Source organism: Mycetocola sp. JXN-3 (assembly GCF_014522285.1).
GTDB lineage: Bacteria > Actinomycetota > Actinomycetes > Actinomycetales > Microbacteriaceae > Mycetocola > Mycetocola saprophilus.
In genome coordinates this window covers 1843001-1860625 of sequence record NZ_CP041635.1, presented here as the reverse complement: position 1 = coordinate 1860625, position 17625 = coordinate 1843001, and the positions used below count along the sequence as shown (strand labels likewise).

The following is a 17625-nucleotide window of genomic DNA, read 5'->3' as shown; positions in this document are numbered from 1 at the left end:
TAATCTGATCTCATGCGATCCTCTGCCCTTCTGGCCGCCGGTGTGCTGGCCGCCACCGTTTTTCTGACCGGCGGCTGTGCCGTGCACTCGGAAACCATGGGGACCCCCTCGTCCTCCGGCTCCCCGTCGGCACGTCCGAGTGACCAGCCCTCGATTTCCCCCTCGCCCTCGGATACCCCGATCGCGCAGCTCCCGCTACCCGCGACGAAGGTCCCGCTGCCCACCGGTGCGATCACCGGGCTGCCCAAGGGTGGGAACTATCTGGCGTGGACGGTGGATGACGGCGCGGATCCCGAAACCGTCGAAAAGTACGTGGACTTTGCCCAGCGCACCGGCACTCGGCTGACGTTTTTTGTGAACGGCCACTATCCCTCCTGGACCCAGGTGGCCGATAAGCTGCGCCCGATGGTGCAGTCGGGGCAGATTCAGATCGGCAACCACACCTGGGACCACCCGGCGCTGACCAAGATCAGCGATCAGCAGATCAGGGATGAGCTGACCAAAAACGACGAGTTCATCGAAAAGACCTTCGGGGTGAGCGCCAAGCCCTACTACCGTCCGCCGTTTGGTTACCACAACGCGCACACCGATGCGGTGGCCGCGAGCATCGGCTACACGGTTCCGGTGCTCTGGTACGGGTCGCTGTCGGACTCGGGGCTGATCACGCCCGACCAGGTGGTGAGCTTTGCCGATCAGTGGTTCCTGCCCGGACACATCGTGATCGGTCACGCCAACCATACGCCGGTGACCGAGGTGTTTGACCAGCTGGAGAAGATCGTCCAGGAGCGGGGTCTGCGCACGGTGACCCTGCACGATATCTACCAGGGCTAGCGCCCCACGCGTGAACTCCCCGCGCGCGGGCGGACGAGCCTCGGAAGGGATTGAGCGGGCATCCGCGGCTGAGCCGTTCGGGTGGGATGCCCGCTCTGTTCTAGGGAGGTGAACCTCCCTCCCTGTCTACTGGGAATGGATCACCGCGTGCCGGGGCGCTGCGCGAAACGACAGCCGGTCTGCGCTAAATGGCGCCGAGCGCCTCTCGGTCCCCGGCATCATCGCGCAGCGCACGGAACAGGGCCGAGGCGGATCCGAACCCGGTAGCGTGAGCAATCTCGCCCATCGAGAGTCCCGGATTGGCGCTCCGCAGCGTCCGCGCCTCGCTCACCCGGGCTCGACGCAGCGCCCCGCTGACGGTGTCCCCCCGCCGGGCAAACTCGGCCTGCAGCGTGCGCGGGGCCACGCCCAGGCGGCGGGCAATCTCGGCGATGCGCAGCGACTGGGCATGGTACTCGACGGCGATCAGGTCGAGTGCGCGCGCATAGGGGTTATCCCGTGTCGGGGCGTCGCCGCTGATCAGGCGAACCAGCGAGCGGGTAACCTCCTCGGCGACCAGGCGCAGCGGTGCCATCAGGGGTGCCTGCTCGGAATCCACCGCAAACAGTCCGGTGGTGAAGGCCAGCAGTGGTGTCAGCAGCGAGGGATCCACGGAGGAAACGTGGGCGCTCGCCGTGGCCAGCGGAATGTCGGCGACCAGTCCCGCGGGCAGACTGATGTAGAGCACCTCGTTATCGGTGTCGAGAACGTCGATCCAGAGCGGCTCGGTGCCCGGCGGAATATAGAACAGTCCGGGCTCGCGGGTGAGCAGCGCCCCCTCGGTTCGAACATGTATTCGACCGCCGAGAATGATGATGATGGCGGCCCGATCCGCCGACTGCGCATCCCGGGGCCACTCCATCCGAATGGCCGGCATCGCGACCCGGACAAAGCTCAGCTGCGGAAACTGCGCCAGGCGCAGGCGCAGGGGCGCGTTGTCGTCGAGCTCGTGCAGCACCACGTTGGCCGCGCGCAGGTAGTTCGCCAGGCCGGTATTGGCCGCGAGGGCGCGGGACCCGTGGACGGTGAGGCGCGCGGCATAGAAATCGAGCCCGTCAAAGGTGCGGGCCCAATCCTCACGCCGCCCCGACACTCGCGTCTCGGGGGAAGTTCAGGGGAGTGGAGGCAACCTCGGCGCGTGCCTCCGCGATCACCGCGAGCACCCGTTCGCGAATCGCGTTCGAACGCTCGGTGAAGCCGCGCTGGGCGCGCACATACTCGGCCTTGCCCGCATCGGTCTCGATGGCCACGGCCGCGTGTCCATAGGAGGACACGTCGTAGGGGGAGGCCTGCATGTCCAGCGTGCGGATATCCCGGGCCAGCTCGAATGAGTCCAGCAGCAGTTCGCCGGGGACCAGGGGGCCGAGCTTGGCGATCCACTTATACAGGTCCATGCCCGCGTGCAGGCAGCCGGCCTGCTCCATCTCGGGCTGGTTCTCCCGGGTGGGGGAGAGTCGGTTGAGGGGCTCGGCCTCGGGGGTGAAGAACCGATAGGCGTCAAAGTGGGAGCAGCCCACCCGGTGGGATTCGACCACCGCGTCGGTGGCCGACGGGGAGAGGCGCAGCGGGACGCCGTTGTGCCGGATCTGTTCGGGATCCTGCTTATAGACCATCGCCCACTCGTGCAGGCCGAAGCAGTCGAAGCGGGCGGCGCGCTCGCCGGTGCGGGTCAGCAGGAACTCAACAAAGTCGATCAGGCGGGCACGGTCGCGCAGCAGCGAGGTTGCATCCACCGTAATGGTTCCATCGGCCAGGCGCATATACCGGGTGGGAAGCTCGCGGTTCTCGGGCCACTCGATCGCGGTGCCCACGCCCGGATGCCAGCGCCGCAGGATGCTGGGCTTGATCGGATAGTAGGTGAAGAGGAAGTCCTCGATCGCGTGTTTTTCCCCGCTCTGACGTCGCGCGCGCCAGCCCGCGGTGAGCGTGTCGGCGCGGGTCTCATGGGCGAGGGTGCGCTCACGCTGCGCGCCCGGTTCCAGGCGCACCGGCGTGGGGAGCGAAATCTCGGTGGGCATGGCTCAATTCTACGCCGAGTGCGACGCACGCCCACCCGGATCGCGCACAATCGTCCACCCCGGAGAGTCGAGTGTGCGAGCGCCGAGGGGTCCGGCGGTGCTAGGGTAGAAACGTTGTACACCAGTCAACCTTTAAGGTCGTCCAGAGAGGCGAAGAAGGGAGGCCCTATGAGTGCACGTATCGTGCTTCAGCAGGCTGACATTTCCCGGGCGCTCACCCGTATCGCACACGAGATTCTTGAATCCAATCGTGGCGCGGGTGATCTGATTCTGCTCGGCATTCCTACCCGCGGCGTGTACCTCGCGGCCCGACTGGCGGCGCTGCTTGAGGAGTTCTCCGGGCAGGAGGTTCCGGTGGGATCGCTGGATATCACCATGTATCGCGATGACCTGGGCCGGATCCCGACGCGCTCGCCGCAGCCCACCAGCATTCCCGCCGGCGGCATCGACGGCAAGACCGTGGTCCTCGCCGACGACGTGCTCTACTCGGGCCGCACCATCCGCGCCGCCCTCGACGCCCTCGGCGACATCGGTCGCCCCCGCGCCGTGCGCCTGGCCACCCTGGTGGACCGTGGGCACCGCGAGCTGCCGATCCGTCCCGACTTCGTGGGTAAGAACCTGCCCAGTTCGAAGTCCGAGCGGATCAACGTGGAGCTGGTCGAAATCGACGGCGAAGACCGCGTGACCATCGGGGAGAGCCTCTAGTGCGTCACCTCCTGGACACCCGCACCCTCTCCCGCACCGACGCCCTGAACATCCTCGACGTGGCCGAGGATATGGCCGACACCCAGCTGCGCGAGGTCAAGAAGCTGCCCACGCTGCGCGGCAAGACCGTGGTGAACCTCTTCTTCGAGGACTCCACTCGCACGCGCATCTCGTTCGAGGCCGCGGCCAAGCGCCTGAGCGCCGACGTCATCAACTTCTCCGCCAAGGGCTCCTCGGTCTCCAAGGGCGAGAGCCTGAAGGACACCGCGCAGACCCTCGCCGCGATCGGCGCCGACGCCGTGGTGATTCGCCACGGTGCCTCGGGGGCCCCGCACACCCTGGCCGCCTCCGGCTGGATCGACGCGGGAATCCTGAACGCAGGCGACGGCACCCACGAGCACCCCACCCAGGCGCTGCTGGATGCCTTCACCATGCGCCGCCGCATCCACGGTGCCGGTGCGTCCCGCGGCCGCGACCTCGACGGCGTGCACGTGGTGATCGTCGGCGACATCCTGCACTCGCGGGTCGCGCGTTCGAACGTCTGGCTGCTGTCGAGCCTTGGCGCGCACGTCACGCTGGTCGCACCGCCCACCCTGCTGCCCGTGGGGATCGAGGGGTGGCCCGCCTCGGTGTCCTACGACCTGGACGCCGTGCTGGCAGAAAACCCCGACGTGGTCATGATGCTGCGCATTCAGGGGGAGCGGATGCACGATGCGTTCTTCCCCAATAGTCGAGAATATTCCCGCCGCTGGGGCCTGGATGATGAGCGTCTGGCCCGCCTCACAGGCGATAGCATTGTGATGCACCCCGGTCCGATGAACCGCGGACTGGAAATCTCCTCCGGCGCCGCAGACTCGCCGCGTTCGACGGTGCTTGAGCAGGTGTCGAGCGGTGTATCCGTCCGGATGGCCGCCCTGTACCTGCTGCTCTCGGGAGAACGCGAGGACCAGCGATGACCACCCCCACTCCCACGACTTCGAAGGACACCGACGTGCAGAACGAGACCTACCTGATCCGTGGCGCACGCCTGTCCTCGGGCGACACCACCGACCTGATCCTGGAAAACGGCGTCATTGCCGAGCTGGGCAACGGACTCACCCGCGCCGGTGCCACCACCGTGGACGCCGAGGGCCTGATCGCCCTCCCCGGTCTGGTAGACCTGCACACCCACCTGCGCGAGCCCGGCTTCGAACACAGCGAGACCGTGCTGACCGGCACCCGCGCCGCCGCCTCCGGTGGCTACACCACGGTGTTCGCGATGGCCAACACCTCCCCGGTGGCCGACACCGCCGGCGTGGTCGAGCAGGAGCTCTCCCTCGGCGAGCAGGCCGGATACGCCCGCGTGCAGCCGATCGGCGCCGTGACCGTGGGCCTGGCCGGAGAGCGCCTGGCCGAGCTCGGCGCGATGGCCGAGTCCCGCGCCAAGGTGCGTGTCTTCTCCGACGACGGCCTGTGTGTCTCCGACCCGCAGCTCATGCGCCGCGCGCTGGAATACGTCAAGGCGTTCGACGGCGTGATCGCCCAGCACGCCCAGGACCCCAAGCTCACCCCCGGTGCGCAGATGAACGAGGGTTCGGTTTCGGCCGAGCTGGGCCTGACCGGCTGGCCGGCCATGGCCGAGGAGTCGATCATCGCCCGCGACGTCCTGATCGCCGAGCATGTGGGTTCGCGCCTGCACATCTGCCACCTCTCCACCGCCGGTTCGGTCGAGGTGATCCGCTGGGCCAAGGCCCGCGGCATCAACGTGACCGCCGAGGTTACCCCGCACCACCTGCTGCTCACCGAGGAGCTCGTGCGCTCCTACGATGCGCGCTATAAGGTCAACCCGCCGCTGCGTCGCGCCGAGGATGTCCTCGCTCTGCGTGAGGCCCTGGCCGATGGCACGATCGACATCGTCGCGACCGACCACGCACCGCACCCGGCCGAGGCCAAGGAGTGCGCCTGGGCCGAGGCCGCGAACGGCATGGTGGGCCTTGAGTCCGCGCTCAGCGTGGTGCATGAGTCCATGGTTGAGACCGGCCTGATCGGCTGGGCGGATGTCGAGCGGGTCATGTCCCGCACCCCCGCCCAGATCGGCCGCATCTCCGGTCAGGGCCTCGAGATCGCGGTGGGTAACCCCGCCGAGGTCACCCTCTACGACCCCGCCGCCCGGTCCGACTTCGCCGTCGCAGACCTGCGCGGGCGCTCGATCAACTCCCCGTACCTGGGAACCAGCCTTCCGGGCCGGGTCCAGGCAACCTTCCACCGCGGATACGCCACGGTGCTGAGTGGGGAGCTGGTACCGCTTGAAAAGATCCAGGAATTGGTAGCATCGCATGCCTAACCCGCTCGTCCCCACGCTGATCATCGTTGCCTTCCTCGCGGGACTGTTTGTCCTGATGTGGCTGGGCTGGCGAAAGCGATCGCGACGAGACGGGGGAATCACCCTGAACGGCGTGATTCCCGGAAACCTCACCGAGCTGGCCTCAGCCGACGCGTTCTACGTGGCCTCCACCCGGCCCGGCGCCCCGCTGGAACGACTCGCCCTGAACGGCCTGTCCTTCCGCGCTCGCGCCCGGATCACCGTGAATGCGGAGGGCGTTCTCCTCGAAGCCCGAGGCGGAGCCCCCGTGTTCTTTGCACCCGACACCGTGTACGGCGCACAGACCGCCACCTGGACGATCGACCGTGTGGTCGAACGCGACGGTCTGATCGTGCTCGCCTGGCGCGCACCCGAGCAGGATGTGGATAGCTACATCCGGGTGATCGACCAGGCCGACCACGCCAACATTTTGGCCGCGATTGAAAAGATCGCCGCCGCCCCCACTCCCACCCCCACCGAGAGCGAGATTTCAGCATGACCACCACCGCATTCGGCTCCGCCGAACCGGCCGTCCTCGTCCTGGAGGATGGCACCCGCTTTGAGGGTGCCGCCTATGGCAAGACCGGCACCACCCTCGGCGAGGTTGTTTTCACCACCGGCATGTCCGGCTACCAGGAAACCCTGACCGACCCGTCCTACGCGGGTCAGATCGTCGTGATGACCGCCCCGCACATCGGCATCACCGGCGTCAACAAGACCGACATGGAATCGGATCGGATCTGGGTCTCCGGATACGTCGTCCGCGACCCCTCCCGTCGCGTCTCCAACTTCCGCTCGGAGGGCACCCTCGATGACAACCTGGTCGAGGATGGCGTCGTCGGGATCTCCGGCATCGACACCCGCGCCCTGACCCGCCACATCCGCTCGGCCGGTTCGATGCGCGGCGGCATCTTCTCCGGTGCCGACTACTCCGCAGACGCCGAGGCCCTGGTGGCCCGGGTGAACGCGGGGGAGCAGATGGCCGGCCTCAGCCTCTCGGCCACCGTCTCGACCATCGAAAACTACACCCTGCCCGCGACCACCGAGCGGATCGGCTCGATCGCCGTGCTCGACCTCGGTGTGAAGCGCGCAACCCTCGGCTACCTCGCCGACCAGGGCTTCGACGTGATCGTTGTCCCGCAGGACATCACCCCCGATGACCTGCTGGCCCTGAAGACCGACGCCTTCTTCTTCTCCAACGGACCCGGCGACCCCGCCGCGGCCTCCGGCCAGGTTGAGGTGCTGCGTGCGGGTCTGCGCGCCGGACTGCCCTACTTCGGCATCTGCTTCGGTAACCAGCTGCTCGGCCGCGCCCTGGGCTTTGACACCTATAAACTGCCCTTCGGCCACCGCGGCATCAACCAGCCCGTGCTCGACAAGGCCACCGGCAAGGTCGAGATCACCTCGCAGAACCACGGCTTCGCCGTGGACCTGCCCATCGAGGGCTCCCACGAGTCGCCCGAGGGCTTCGGCCAGGTCGAGGTGAGCCACTACAGCCTGAACGACAACGTCGTGGAGGGCCTGCGCTGCCTGGACATCCCGGCCTTCAGCGTTCAGTACCACCCGGAGTCTGCGGCCGGACCGCACGACGCCCACTATCTTTTTGCACGTTTCCGCGAGGTAGTTCTCGCCGGTAAGGGAGAATCCAAGTAATGCCCAAGCGCGACGATATTAACTCCGTCCTCGTCATCGGCTCCGGCCCGATCGTTATCGGTCAGGCCTGTGAGTTCGACTACTCCGGTACCCAGGCGTGCCGCGTACTGCGCGCCGAGGGAATCCGGGTCATCCTGGTCAACTCGAACCCCGCCACGATCATGACCGACCCCGACTTCGCCGACGCGACCTACGTCGAGCCGATCACCCCCGAGGTCATCGAATCGATCATCGCCAAGGAGCGTCCGGACGCCATCCTGCCCACCCTCGGTGGACAGACCGCGCTGAACGCCGCGATCCAGCTCGACGAGCTGGGCATCCTGGAGAAGTACAACGTCGAGCTGATCGGCGCCAAGATCGAGGCCATCCAGAAGGGTGAGGACCGCCAGCTCTTCAAGGAGCTCGTGATCGAGGCCGGCGCCGACGTTGCCCGCTCGCACATCGCGCACACCGTGGAGGAGGCCGTCGAGTACGCCAAGGACCTGGGGTACCCCCTGGTTGTGCGTCCGTCCTTCACCATGGGTGGCCTGGGCTCGGGCTTCGCGTACACCGAAGAAGAGCTCATCCGCATCACCACCGATGGTCTGCAGTCCAGCCCGACCACCGAGGTGCTCCTGGAGGAGTCCATCCTCGGCTGGAAGGAGTACGAGCTCGAGCTCATGCGTGACGGCAGCGACAACACCGTCGTGGTCTGCTCGATCGAGAACGTCGACCCCGTGGGTGTGCACACCGGTGACTCGATCACCGTGGCCCCGGCCCTGACCCTCACCGACCGTGAGTACCAGCGCATGCGTGACATCGGTATCGACATCATCCGCTCCGTGGGTGTGGACACCGGTGGCTGCAACGTGCAGTTCGCGATCGACCCCAGCAACGGCCGCATCATCGTCATCGAGATGAACCCGCGTGTGTCGCGCTCCTCGGCGCTGGCTTCCAAGGCCACCGGCTTCCCGATCGCCAAGATCGCCGCCAAGCTGGCCATCGGCTACCGCCTGGACGAGATCCCCAACGACATCACCAAGGTGACCCCGGCCAGCTTCGAGCCGACCCTCGACTACGTCGTGGTCAAGGTTCCCCGCTTCGCGTTCGAGAAGTTCCCGGCCGCCGACGCGACCCTGACCACCACCATGAAGTCGGTGGGTGAGGCCATGGCCATCGGCCGTAACTACACCACCGCCCTGCAGAAGGCCCTGCGCTCGCTTGAGAAGCGCGGCTCCTCCTTCCACTGGGGCACCGAGACCCGCTCGCTCGAGGAGCTGCTGACCGTGTCGGCCACCCCGACCGACGGCCGCATCGTGACCCTGCAGCAGGCTCTGCGCGCCGGTGCCACCGTCGAGCAGGCCTTCGAGGCCACCGGCATGGACCCCTGGTTCATCGACCAGATCGCGCTGATCAACGACGTCGCCGACTTCGTGGCCGGTGCCGCCGAGCTGACCGAATCCGTCCTGGCCCAGGCCAAGGACCACGGCTTCAGCGACGCCCAGATCGCCCAGCTGCGCGGCCTCACCGAGGCCGAGGTTCGCGGCATCCGCCACGGTTTCGGTCTGCGCCCGGTCTTCAAGACCGTCGACACCTGCGCCGGCGAGTTCCCCGCCCTCACCCCGTACCACTACTCGAGCTACGACTTCGAGACCGAGGTGGCACCGTCGGACCGCAAGAAGGTTGTGATCCTCGGATCCGGCCCGAACCGCATCGGCCAGGGTGTGGAGTTTGACTACTCCTGCGTGCACTCCTCCTTCGCGCTGCACGATGCCGGTTTCGAAACCATCATGATCAACTGCAACCCCGAGACCGTGTCCACCGACTACGACACCTCGGACCGCCTGTACTTCGAGCCGCTGACCCTCGAGGATGTCCTCGAGGTCATCCACGCCGAAAGCCAGTCCGGCGAGCTCGTGGGTGTCGTCGTGCAGCTCGGCGGCCAGACCGCGCTGGGCCTCGCCCAGGGCCTCAAGGACGCCGGCGTGCCGATCCTCGGCACCACCCCGGAGAACATCGACCTCGCCGAGCAGCGGGGCGAGTTTGCCCGCATCCTCGATGAGGGTGGCCTGCTGGCCCCGCGCAACGGCATCGCCCACAACGTGGAGGAGGCCATCGAGGTCGCCGAGACCATCGGCTACCCGGTCCTCGTGCGTCCGAGCTTCGTGCTCGGTGGCCGCGGCATGGAGATCGTCTACTCGACCGAGGCCGTGCGCGACTACTTCGTGCGCCAGGAGGGTCAGGCCCTGATCGGACCCGATCACCCCCTGCTGGTGGACCGCTTCCTCGATGACGCAATCGAGATCGACGTGGACGCCCTCTACGACGGCAACCGCCTCTACATCGGTGGCGTCATGGAGCACCTCGAGGAGGCCGGTATCCACTCCGGTGACTCGTGCTGCACCCTGCCCCCGGTGACCCTGGGCCGCGCCCAGATCGACCGCGTCCGCGAGGCCACCGAGGCCATCGCCAAGGGTGTGGGCGTGCGCGGCCTGCTGAACGTTCAGTTCGCGATCAGCGCCGGTATCCTCTACGTCCTCGAGGCCAACCCCCGCGCCTCGCGTACGGTGCCGTTCGTCTCCAAGGCGCTCGGTATCCCGCTGGCCAAGGCCGCCTCGCTGCTCATGGTGGGCAAGACCATCGACGAGCTGATCGCCGAGGGCATGCTGCCCGAGGTCGACGGCTCGCGCGTCCCGCTGGACTCCCCGGTTGCTGTCAAGGAGGCCGTGCTGCCCTTCAAGCGCTTCCGCACCAAGGAGGGCAAGGTCGTGGACTCGCTGCTCGGCCCGGAGATGCGCTCGACCGGTGAGGTCATGGGTATCGACCGCGACTTCCCGCGTGCCTTCGCCAAGAGCCAGGCCGCGGCCTCGAGCGCCATTCCGCTGAGCGGTACCGTGTTTGTCTCGGTCACCGACGAGGATAAGCGCGCGATCGTGCTGCCCGCCCTGCGCCTGCAGGAGCTCGGCTACGAGCTGCTGGCCACCGAGGGAACCGCCGAGATCCTGATCCGCAACGGCATCCAGGCCCGCACCGTGCGCAAGCACAGCGAGGGCTCGGTGGACGGCGACCCCACCATCGTGGACCTGATCAACGCCCGCAAGATCGACGTGGTCATCAACACCCCGTCCGGTTCCAGCGCCCGCGCCGACGGCTACGAGATCCGCGCCGCCACGGTGGCGGCGGATAAGCCGCTGTTCACCACGATTGCCGAGCTGTCCGCCGCGGTGAACTCGATTGAGGCCATCCGCAACGGTTTCGAGGTGCGTTCGCTGCAGGACTACGCGATCGATCGCGCCGAGCGCCTCGCGGCCTCGGCTCCGGCCTCCGCGTGAGCGCGGCCGTGACCCCCGGCGGCGAGGGCACCCTCGCCGCCGGGGCAACCGGCACCGGCTTCGGCCAGCGGCTGGCGGAAGTGTTTGCCAGCCGCGGCCGCCTGTGCGTGGGCATCGACCCGCACTCCTTCCTGCTGGAGGAGTGGGGCCTTAGCGACAGCGCCGCCGGTGTGCGCGAGTTTGGCCTGCGCGTGGTCGAGGCCACCGTGCGGGGTGGTGCCGGGATCGTCAAGCCGCAGGTGGCGTTCTTTGAGCGCTTCGGCTCGGCCGGCTATGCGGCGCTGGAGGAGATCATCCAGACCGCCCGCGCCGCCGGCATCCTGGTGATCGCCGACTGCAAGCGCGGCGACGTGGGCACCTCGGTTGAGGCCTACGGACAGTCCTGGATGGCCGAGGGATCCCCACTGGAATCCGATGCGATGACCATCAGCGCCTTCCAGGGCGTCGGCTCGATCCGAAAGCCCATGGAACTCGCCCGCGAGCGTGGCAAGGGCCTGTTTGTTCTCGCCGCGACCTCCAACCCCGAGGGGCGCGCGATCCAGCGCGCCCGCGTGGAGGAATCCGGACGCCGGGTATCCCGCCAGATCGTGGACGAGATTGCCGCCTGGAATCTCGCCGAGCCCGGCCCCTTCGGCGGCGTGGGCCTGGTTGTTGGTGCAACCCTGAATCTGGCCGACTTCGATCTGTCATATGATGAAGCTCCCGAGCCGGCGCTGCCGATCCTCGCGCCGGGCTTCGGTGCGCAGGGTGCGCGCCTCGCGGATACCCGTGAAATTTACGGCCCGCTGGCACCCGGTGTGATTGTTTCGGCTTCGCGCAGCGTTCTTGCGGCCGGACCAGGTAACATCACGGGAGCAATTGTTTCTATGACCCAGGAAATCGCCGTGGAGTATGACCGTGCCTAGTACGACCCCGCATCGGCCTCGCCGAGTAGCCCCCCAGTCTCTCGTGGCGTTCGCCGCGGTCGCCACCGTGGTGGTGTCAGCATGAGCGCCGCCGAGGCTTCGGCGGTCACCCGTGACCTGCCCGAGGTAGACCGCGTCGCCGCGTCGCGTGCCGCCGTGGCCGCCCGTCGTGCGCGCGCGGCCGTGAAGGCCGAGATCGCCTCGGGTGCTCGTCGCCCGCTGGATGTCCTGGCCGCCGCGACCGCCGAGCCCGAAGGTGTCGAGGGTCGACTGCGGATCACCGACTTTCTACTGGCCATCCCGGCCATCGGTCGCACCAAGCTCGGTCGCATCCTGGAGGAGCTGAGCATTTCCCCGGCCAAGCGCCTGGGCGGACTCGGCCGTCACCAGCGTGTGCGCCTGGAGGAGTTCCTGCACCAGCGTGCGGCGCTTGGTCGTCACCCGGTCAGCAAGCTCCTGGTGATCGCCGGACCCACCGCCGTGGGTAAGGGCACCGTGGTGCGTCACATTCGCGAAAACTACCCGCAGGTTCAGCTGTCCATCTCGGCGACCACCCGCGAACCGCGTCCGGGGGAGACCCACGGCGTGGACTACTACTTCGTGGACAACGCCGAGTTCGACTCGCTGATCGAGCGCAGCGAACTGCTCGAGTACGCGACCGTGCACGGCGTGCACCGCTACGGCACCCCGCGCGGCCCGGTTCGCGAGGCCCTGTCTCGCGGCACCAGCGTGATCCTGGAAATCGACATCCAGGGGGCGCGCCAGGTCAAGGACGCCATGCCCGAGGCGGCGCTGGTCTTTTTGGCCCCGCCGAGCTGGGAGGAACTCGTGCGTCGACTGACCGGTCGGGGCACCGAATCCGCGGAGGAACAGGCGCGCCGCCTGGAGACCGCCCGCACCGAATTGGCGGCCGCGGATGAGTTCGATTATCAAATTGTCAACGGTGAAGTCGCCGAAGCGGCGGCCGAGGTCGTAGACTTGATTCAGCTTCGCGGTGTCGCCGCGCGCTGATCCGCGCCCATCGCACCGTTCACCACCGCGCTAACCCCGCGTAAACCACACGAGGAGTGTGAACCACATGGTTGAAAAGCCCAAGGGAATTATCGATCCGTCGATCGACGACCTGCTCACCAAGGTTGAGTCCAAGTACGCTCTGGTGATCTTCGCCTCCAAGCGTGCCCGTCAGATCAACGACTACTACACCGACCTGCACGAGGGTTCGCTGTTTGACAACGTTGGTCCGCTGGTCGACTCGACCATGGAAGACAAGCCGCTGTCGATCGCGATGCACGAGATCAACGAGGACAAGCTCACGATCAAGCCGATCGCCGAGTAACAATCTCCCAATGACCTCCGCGCTCAACATTGTTGTCGGGGTAACGGGCGGCATCGCTGCGTATAAGGCAGTCGGTGTCGTCCGTTTGTTGGTTCGTGCGGGACACCGTGTTCAGGTCATTGCGACCGAGCACGCGCTGAACTTCGTGGGTGCGCCCACCTGGGAGGCAATCTCGCGCCAGCCGCTGGCCACCGATCTGTACACCGACGTGTCCGAGGTGCGTCACGTGGCCCTGGGCCAGCGTGCCGACCTGGTGATCATCGCCCCGGCCACCGCCAATACCCTCGCCAAGCTGGCGGCGGGTATCGCCGATGACCTGCTGGGCAACACCATCCTGGCCACGCGTGCGCCGGTGCTGGTCGCCCCGGCGATGCATACCGAGATGTGGCAGAATCCGGCGACGGTGGCGAATGTGGCGACACTGCGCGAGCGGGGGATCCACGTTGTGGGCCCCGAGAGTGGCCAGCTGACCGGCACCGACAGCGGTCCCGGACGGATGAGCGAGCCGGAGGACATCGTGGATGCGGGCCTCGGCCTGGTGCCCGATGCCGCCGGCGACCTGCGCGGTCGTCGCATCCTGATCACCGCGGGTGGCACCCGCGAACCCCTAGACCCGGTGCGCTACCTGGGTAACCGCTCCAGTGGCAAGCAGGGCATTGCCCTGGCCACCGCCGCCCACCTGCGCGGGGCCGATGTGGAACTGATCACCGCCTCGATCGATGAGGCACTGCCGAATCACGTGCCGAGCCACGGCGTGCAGACCGCCGCCGAGCTGCAGCGCGCGGTGCACACCTCGCTGCCCGCCGCGGACATCGTGATCATGGCCGCCGCCGTGGCCGATTACCGTCCGGTGCAGGTGAGTGAAACAAAAATCAAAAAGGAGGAGCGTGGGGACACGCTCACCCTGGAGCTGGAAAAGAACCCGGACATCCTGGCCGGGCTGGTTCCGCTGGCGCGTCCCGAGCAGATTATCGTCGGGTTTGCCGCCGAAACCTCCCGTGACCGGGAACACCTCCTAGAGCTCGGCCGCGCCAAGCTCGCACGCAAGGGCTGCGACTTCCTGTGCCTGAACGCCGTGGGCTGGAATGACGGATTTGGCGCCGACCGTAACACGGTCATCATCCTCGATGCCACCGGCACTATAGTTGGGGAAGCTTCCGGTTCGAAGCGCGAGGTGGCCGACGCCATCCTCACCGCGATCACCGCCGGATAGCCCGAGTTAACCACCGCGATTTTTATAGTCTCGCAGCACCTTTGAGGAGTATCACCATGACCGATCTGCGCCTGTTTACCTCCGAGTCCGTGACGGAGGGGCACCCCGATAAGATCTGTGATCAGATCTCCGACTCCATCCTCGACGCCCTGATCACCGAGGACCCCACCGCCCGCGTGGCCGTGGAAACCCTGGTCACCACCGGCCTGGTCCAGGTCGCCGGCGAGGTCACCACCTCCGCGTATGTGGAGATCCCGGCCATCGTGCGCGATGTCATCCTGGGCATCGGTTACAACAGCTCGGAGACCGGTTTTGACGGCGCCTCCTGTGGCGTGAACGTCTCGATTGGCGCGCAGTCCCCGGATATCGCCCAGGGCGTGGACACCGCGTTTGAGACCCGCGAGGGCACCAGCGCCGACGCGCTGGACCTGCAGGGCGCCGGCGACCAGGGCATCATGTTCGGGTTCGCCACCACCGAAACCCCGCAGTACATGCCGCTGCCCAGCTGGATCTCGCACCGCCTCGCCGAGCGCCTCTCCGAGGTGCGCAAGAGCGGGGAGCTGGACTACCTGCGTCCCGACGGCAAGACCCAGGTCACCATCGGGTACGAGGGCATCATCCCGCGCACCGTGGAGACCGTGGTGCTCTCGACCCAGCACCGCGACGAGGTGACCACCGAGCGTCTGCGCCGCGAGGTTGAGGCCCTGGTCATCGACCCGGTGCTCGCCGAGCTCGACCTCGACACCTCGGGCCGTAACACCCTGATCAACCCCACCGGTCGCTTCGTGATCGGGGGACCGATGGGTGATGCCGGACTCACCGGCCGCAAGATCATCATCGACACCTACGGTGGAGCCTCCCGTCACGGCGGCGGTGCCTTCTCCGGTAAGGACCCGTCGAAGGTGGACCGCTCGGCCGCCTACGCGATGCGCTGGGTCGCCAAGAACGCCGTGGCCGCCGGTTTCGCCGAGAAGCTTGAGGTCCAGGTCGCCTACGCGATCGGCAAGGCCGCCCCGGTGGGCCTGTACGTCGAGACCTTTGGCACCAACCACGTGCCCGACGAGAAGATCGTCGCGGCCATTCGTGAGGTCTTCGACCTGCGTCCCGGCGCGATCGTGCGCGACCTCGATCTGCTGCGTCCGATCTACCGTCAGACCGCCGCCTACGGCCACTTCGGCCGCGAGCTCCCCGACTTCACCTGGGAGAAGCTCGACCGGGTCGCCGATCTGCGAAGCGCCGCCGGAATCTAAATGACCTCGGCCAGCATCGCCAGGGTGCTGATCGACTCGCCCCTGCCTCAACTCGACCATCCGTTCGATTTCCGCATTCCGCCGGAACTCGCCGATGTCGCGCTGCCCGGGGTGCGGGTCGTGGTGCCCTGGCGGTCGCTGAAGAACGGTGCCGCCGGCTATATCGTCGAGGTCACCAGCGCCGCCGAATTCACCGGCAAGCTCAGTGACCTCGGCGAGGTCGTCTCCCCGGCGCGGGTGCTCACCCCCGAGGTGTGGGCGCTCGCGCGGCGGGCGGCCGATCGTGCCGCGGGCTCCGCCAACGGAATCCTGCGCCTCGCGGTGCCCGGACGTCAGGTGCGCGTGGAGCGCGCCTGGATCGCCGAGCACGAGGAGCAGGGTGCGGATGTGGCGCCGCCGGCGCCGCAGGTCTCGGCGGTGCCGATTACCGGGTATCCGGACGCCCTGGCCGAGGCCCTGGCGGCCCATGAGCGAATCGCGCTGGACGCGCTGCCCGGCGTGCTGCCCGGCCCGCAGGAGGCCCCGGTTGGACGCTGGGCGATCACCCTGGCCGAGGCGGCGCTTGATCGCTATGCGGCGGGGGAGAGCGCGATCCTGGTGGTCCCCGACTACCGCGACCTGGACCAGCTGCTGCTCGCCCTCGAGGAGCGGGTTCCGATCGTGGATATCCTGCGGATGGATGCCAAGCAGCCCAACCCCGACCGCTATCGGGCGTTCCTGGCGGCGCTGGAACCACGGCCGCGGATCATCATCGGCAACCGCTCGGCGGTGTACGCCCCCGCCCACAACCTGGGCCTAATCGCCCTCTGGAACGACGGCGACCCGCTGCACGCCGAACCGCTGGCCCCCTACGTGCACGCCCGGGACGCGGCGCTGATCCGGCAGGAACAATCGGGGGCGGCGCTGGTGTTTGCCGCGCACTCGCGCAGCGTCGAGACCCAGCGCCTGGTCGAGATGGGCTTTATTCGCCCGCTGGATCCTCAGCCGCGCCAGCGCCCCAAGATCATCGTCACCGAGCAGCAGGATCAGGGTGAGGGACCGGCCGCCGCCGCGCGTATTCCCTCGGCGGCATGGAAGGCGATCGCCGATTCGGTGCGCGAGGGACCGGTGCTGGTGCAGGTCTCGCGTCCGGGATATGCGCCGATGCTCTCGTGCAAGCGCTGCGGGGACGCGGCGCGCTGTACCGCGTGCCACGGTCCGCTGGGTATTCCCTCGCGCGGGGCGACGCCTGCCTGTGCGCTGTGTGGTCACCTGGCCGCCGGCTGGGTGTGCGCGACCTGCGAGGGCACCGAGTTCCGCCTGGTGACCCGGGGGACCGGACGCACGGCCGAGGAGCTGGGGCGCGCATTCCCGGCGACCACGGTGATCGTCGCCGACGGGGAGAAGACCGTGCTCACGGTCCCGGATCGCCCGGCGCTGATCGTGGCTACCCGTGGTGCCGAACCCATCGCCCACGGCGGCTACCGCGCGGTGCTGCTGCTGGACGGGGATCGGATGCTCGCCGCCGAGTCGCTGACCATCGCCTCGGACTGCCTGCGCTGGTGGTCCCATGCGGCGGCCCTCGCCGCGCCCGGGGCACAGGTGCTGCTGGTCGGGGTGGGCGGGGAGCTCGCCCGTGCCTTCGCGACCTGGAACCAGGCGGAGTTTGCCAGCGCCGAGCTCAATGACCGTCGCGCGCTGCGCTTCCCGCCCGCCGTGCGCCTGGCCACGATCACGGGCCAGACCGACGCGATCGGCGAGGTGCTCACGAGCCTGGAGGGCCTGCCCGCGGGGGACATTCTGGGGCCGGTTCCGGTGATCCTGGAGGAGACCGGACGCCCCACCGGTGAATCCCGCGCGGTGGTGCGGTTCGACTATGCGGCGGGTGCCCGGGTGGCCAAGGAGCTGCGCGCCGCGGTCATCGAGTACGCGACAAAACGCCGCGCACCGCGCGCGGGTGCGCGTCCGGGCCGCGCGGCCCCTACACTTAAGGTTCGGTTCGATGACCCGGAGATCAGGCTTTAGCCGCCCGGATCGAGCCCCG

General features: G+C 67.8%; 15 protein-coding genes. 13 read left to right on the top strand and 2 right to left on the bottom strand.

Annotated elements, in window-relative coordinates; translation table 11 throughout:
- Positions 1–12: 12 nt before the first annotated feature.
- Positions 13–831: a polysaccharide deacetylase family protein gene (locus C7C57_RS08500; protein ID WP_187976105.1), complete on the top strand. Its 819-nt coding sequence runs from the start codon at positions 13–15 to the stop codon at positions 829–831.
- A 184-nt stretch (positions 832–1015) separates the two neighbouring features.
- Here C7C57_RS08500 and C7C57_RS08495 read toward each other — a convergent pair whose 3' ends face one another.
- Complete coding sequence (locus C7C57_RS08495; protein WP_187976104.1) at positions 1016–1963, bottom strand: helix-turn-helix domain-containing protein; 948 nt, start codon at positions 1961–1963, stop codon at positions 1016–1018.
- Positions 1947–2888 carry a 3-methyladenine DNA glycosylase gene (locus C7C57_RS08490; RefSeq protein WP_187976103.1) on the bottom strand — a complete coding sequence of 314 codons (942 nt, stop codon included), beginning with the start codon at positions 2886–2888 and terminating at the stop codon, positions 1947–1949. Before C7C57_RS08490 ends, C7C57_RS08495 begins: the two co-directional genes overlap by 17 nt.
- Before the next feature lie 168 nt (positions 2889–3056).
- On the opposite strand from C7C57_RS08490, the gene pyrR reads away from it, so the two are divergent.
- The 12 genes from pyrR to C7C57_RS08430 all read left to right on the top strand — a co-directional run bounded on the left by pyrR (position 3057) and on the right by C7C57_RS08430 (position 17606).
- Positions 3057–3593, top strand: a complete 537-nt coding sequence (pyrR, locus tag C7C57_RS08485) for a bifunctional pyr operon transcriptional regulator/uracil phosphoribosyltransferase PyrR (protein ID WP_121688553.1) — start codon at positions 3057–3059, stop codon at positions 3591–3593.
- Positions 3593–4549, top strand: coding sequence for an aspartate carbamoyltransferase catalytic subunit (locus tag C7C57_RS08480; RefSeq protein ID WP_187976102.1), 957 nt, complete (start codon positions 3593–3595; stop codon positions 4547–4549). Before pyrR ends, C7C57_RS08480 begins: the two co-directional genes overlap by 1 nt.
- Positions 4546–5916, top strand: coding sequence for a dihydroorotase (locus C7C57_RS08475; protein ID WP_187976101.1), 1371 nt, complete (start codon positions 4546–4548; stop codon positions 5914–5916). The genes C7C57_RS08480 and C7C57_RS08475 overlap by 4 nt, the downstream gene beginning before the upstream one ends.
- A complete protein-coding gene (locus C7C57_RS08470; protein ID WP_187976100.1) occupies positions 5909–6433 on the top strand; it encodes a hypothetical protein in 525 nt (174 codons plus the stop codon). The genes C7C57_RS08475 and C7C57_RS08470 overlap by 8 nt, the downstream gene beginning before the upstream one ends.
- Positions 6430–7587 (top strand): glutamine-hydrolyzing carbamoyl-phosphate synthase small subunit, encoded by a 1158-nt coding sequence (gene carA / locus C7C57_RS08465; RefSeq protein WP_187976099.1) that lies wholly within the window; start codon positions 6430–6432, stop codon positions 7585–7587. The genes C7C57_RS08470 and carA overlap by 4 nt, the downstream gene beginning before the upstream one ends.
- Positions 7587–10898: a carbamoyl-phosphate synthase large subunit gene (gene carB / locus C7C57_RS08460; RefSeq protein ID WP_187976098.1), complete on the top strand. Its 3312-nt coding sequence runs from the start codon at positions 7587–7589 to the stop codon at positions 10896–10898. The genes carA and carB overlap by 1 nt, the downstream gene beginning before the upstream one ends.
- Before the next feature lie 71 nt (positions 10899–10969).
- Positions 10970–11803, top strand: coding sequence for an orotidine-5'-phosphate decarboxylase (pyrF, locus tag C7C57_RS08455; protein ID WP_255505833.1), 834 nt, complete (start codon positions 10970–10972; stop codon positions 11801–11803).
- An 81-nt stretch (positions 11804–11884) separates the two neighbouring features.
- Complete coding sequence (gene gmk, locus C7C57_RS08450) at positions 11885–12814, top strand: guanylate kinase (RefSeq protein ID WP_187976097.1); 930 nt, start codon at positions 11885–11887, stop codon at positions 12812–12814.
- A gap of 67 nt (positions 12815–12881) precedes the next feature.
- Complete coding sequence (rpoZ, locus tag C7C57_RS08445) at positions 12882–13139, top strand: DNA-directed RNA polymerase subunit omega (protein WP_030143478.1); 258 nt, start codon at positions 12882–12884, stop codon at positions 13137–13139.
- Positions 13140–13149: 10 nt separating this feature from the next.
- Positions 13150–14352, top strand: a complete 1203-nt coding sequence (gene coaBC / locus C7C57_RS08440) for a bifunctional phosphopantothenoylcysteine decarboxylase/phosphopantothenate--cysteine ligase CoaBC (protein WP_187976096.1) — start codon at positions 13150–13152, stop codon at positions 14350–14352.
- 56 nt (positions 14353–14408) lie between these two features.
- A complete protein-coding gene (metK, locus tag C7C57_RS08435) occupies positions 14409–15602 on the top strand; it encodes a methionine adenosyltransferase (protein WP_187976095.1) in 1194 nt (397 codons plus the stop codon).
- Entirely contained in the window at positions 15603–17606 is a 2004-nt protein-coding gene (locus C7C57_RS08430; RefSeq protein ID WP_187976094.1) for a primosomal protein N', read from the top strand.
- The last annotated feature ends 19 nt before the right edge of the window (positions 17607–17625 follow it).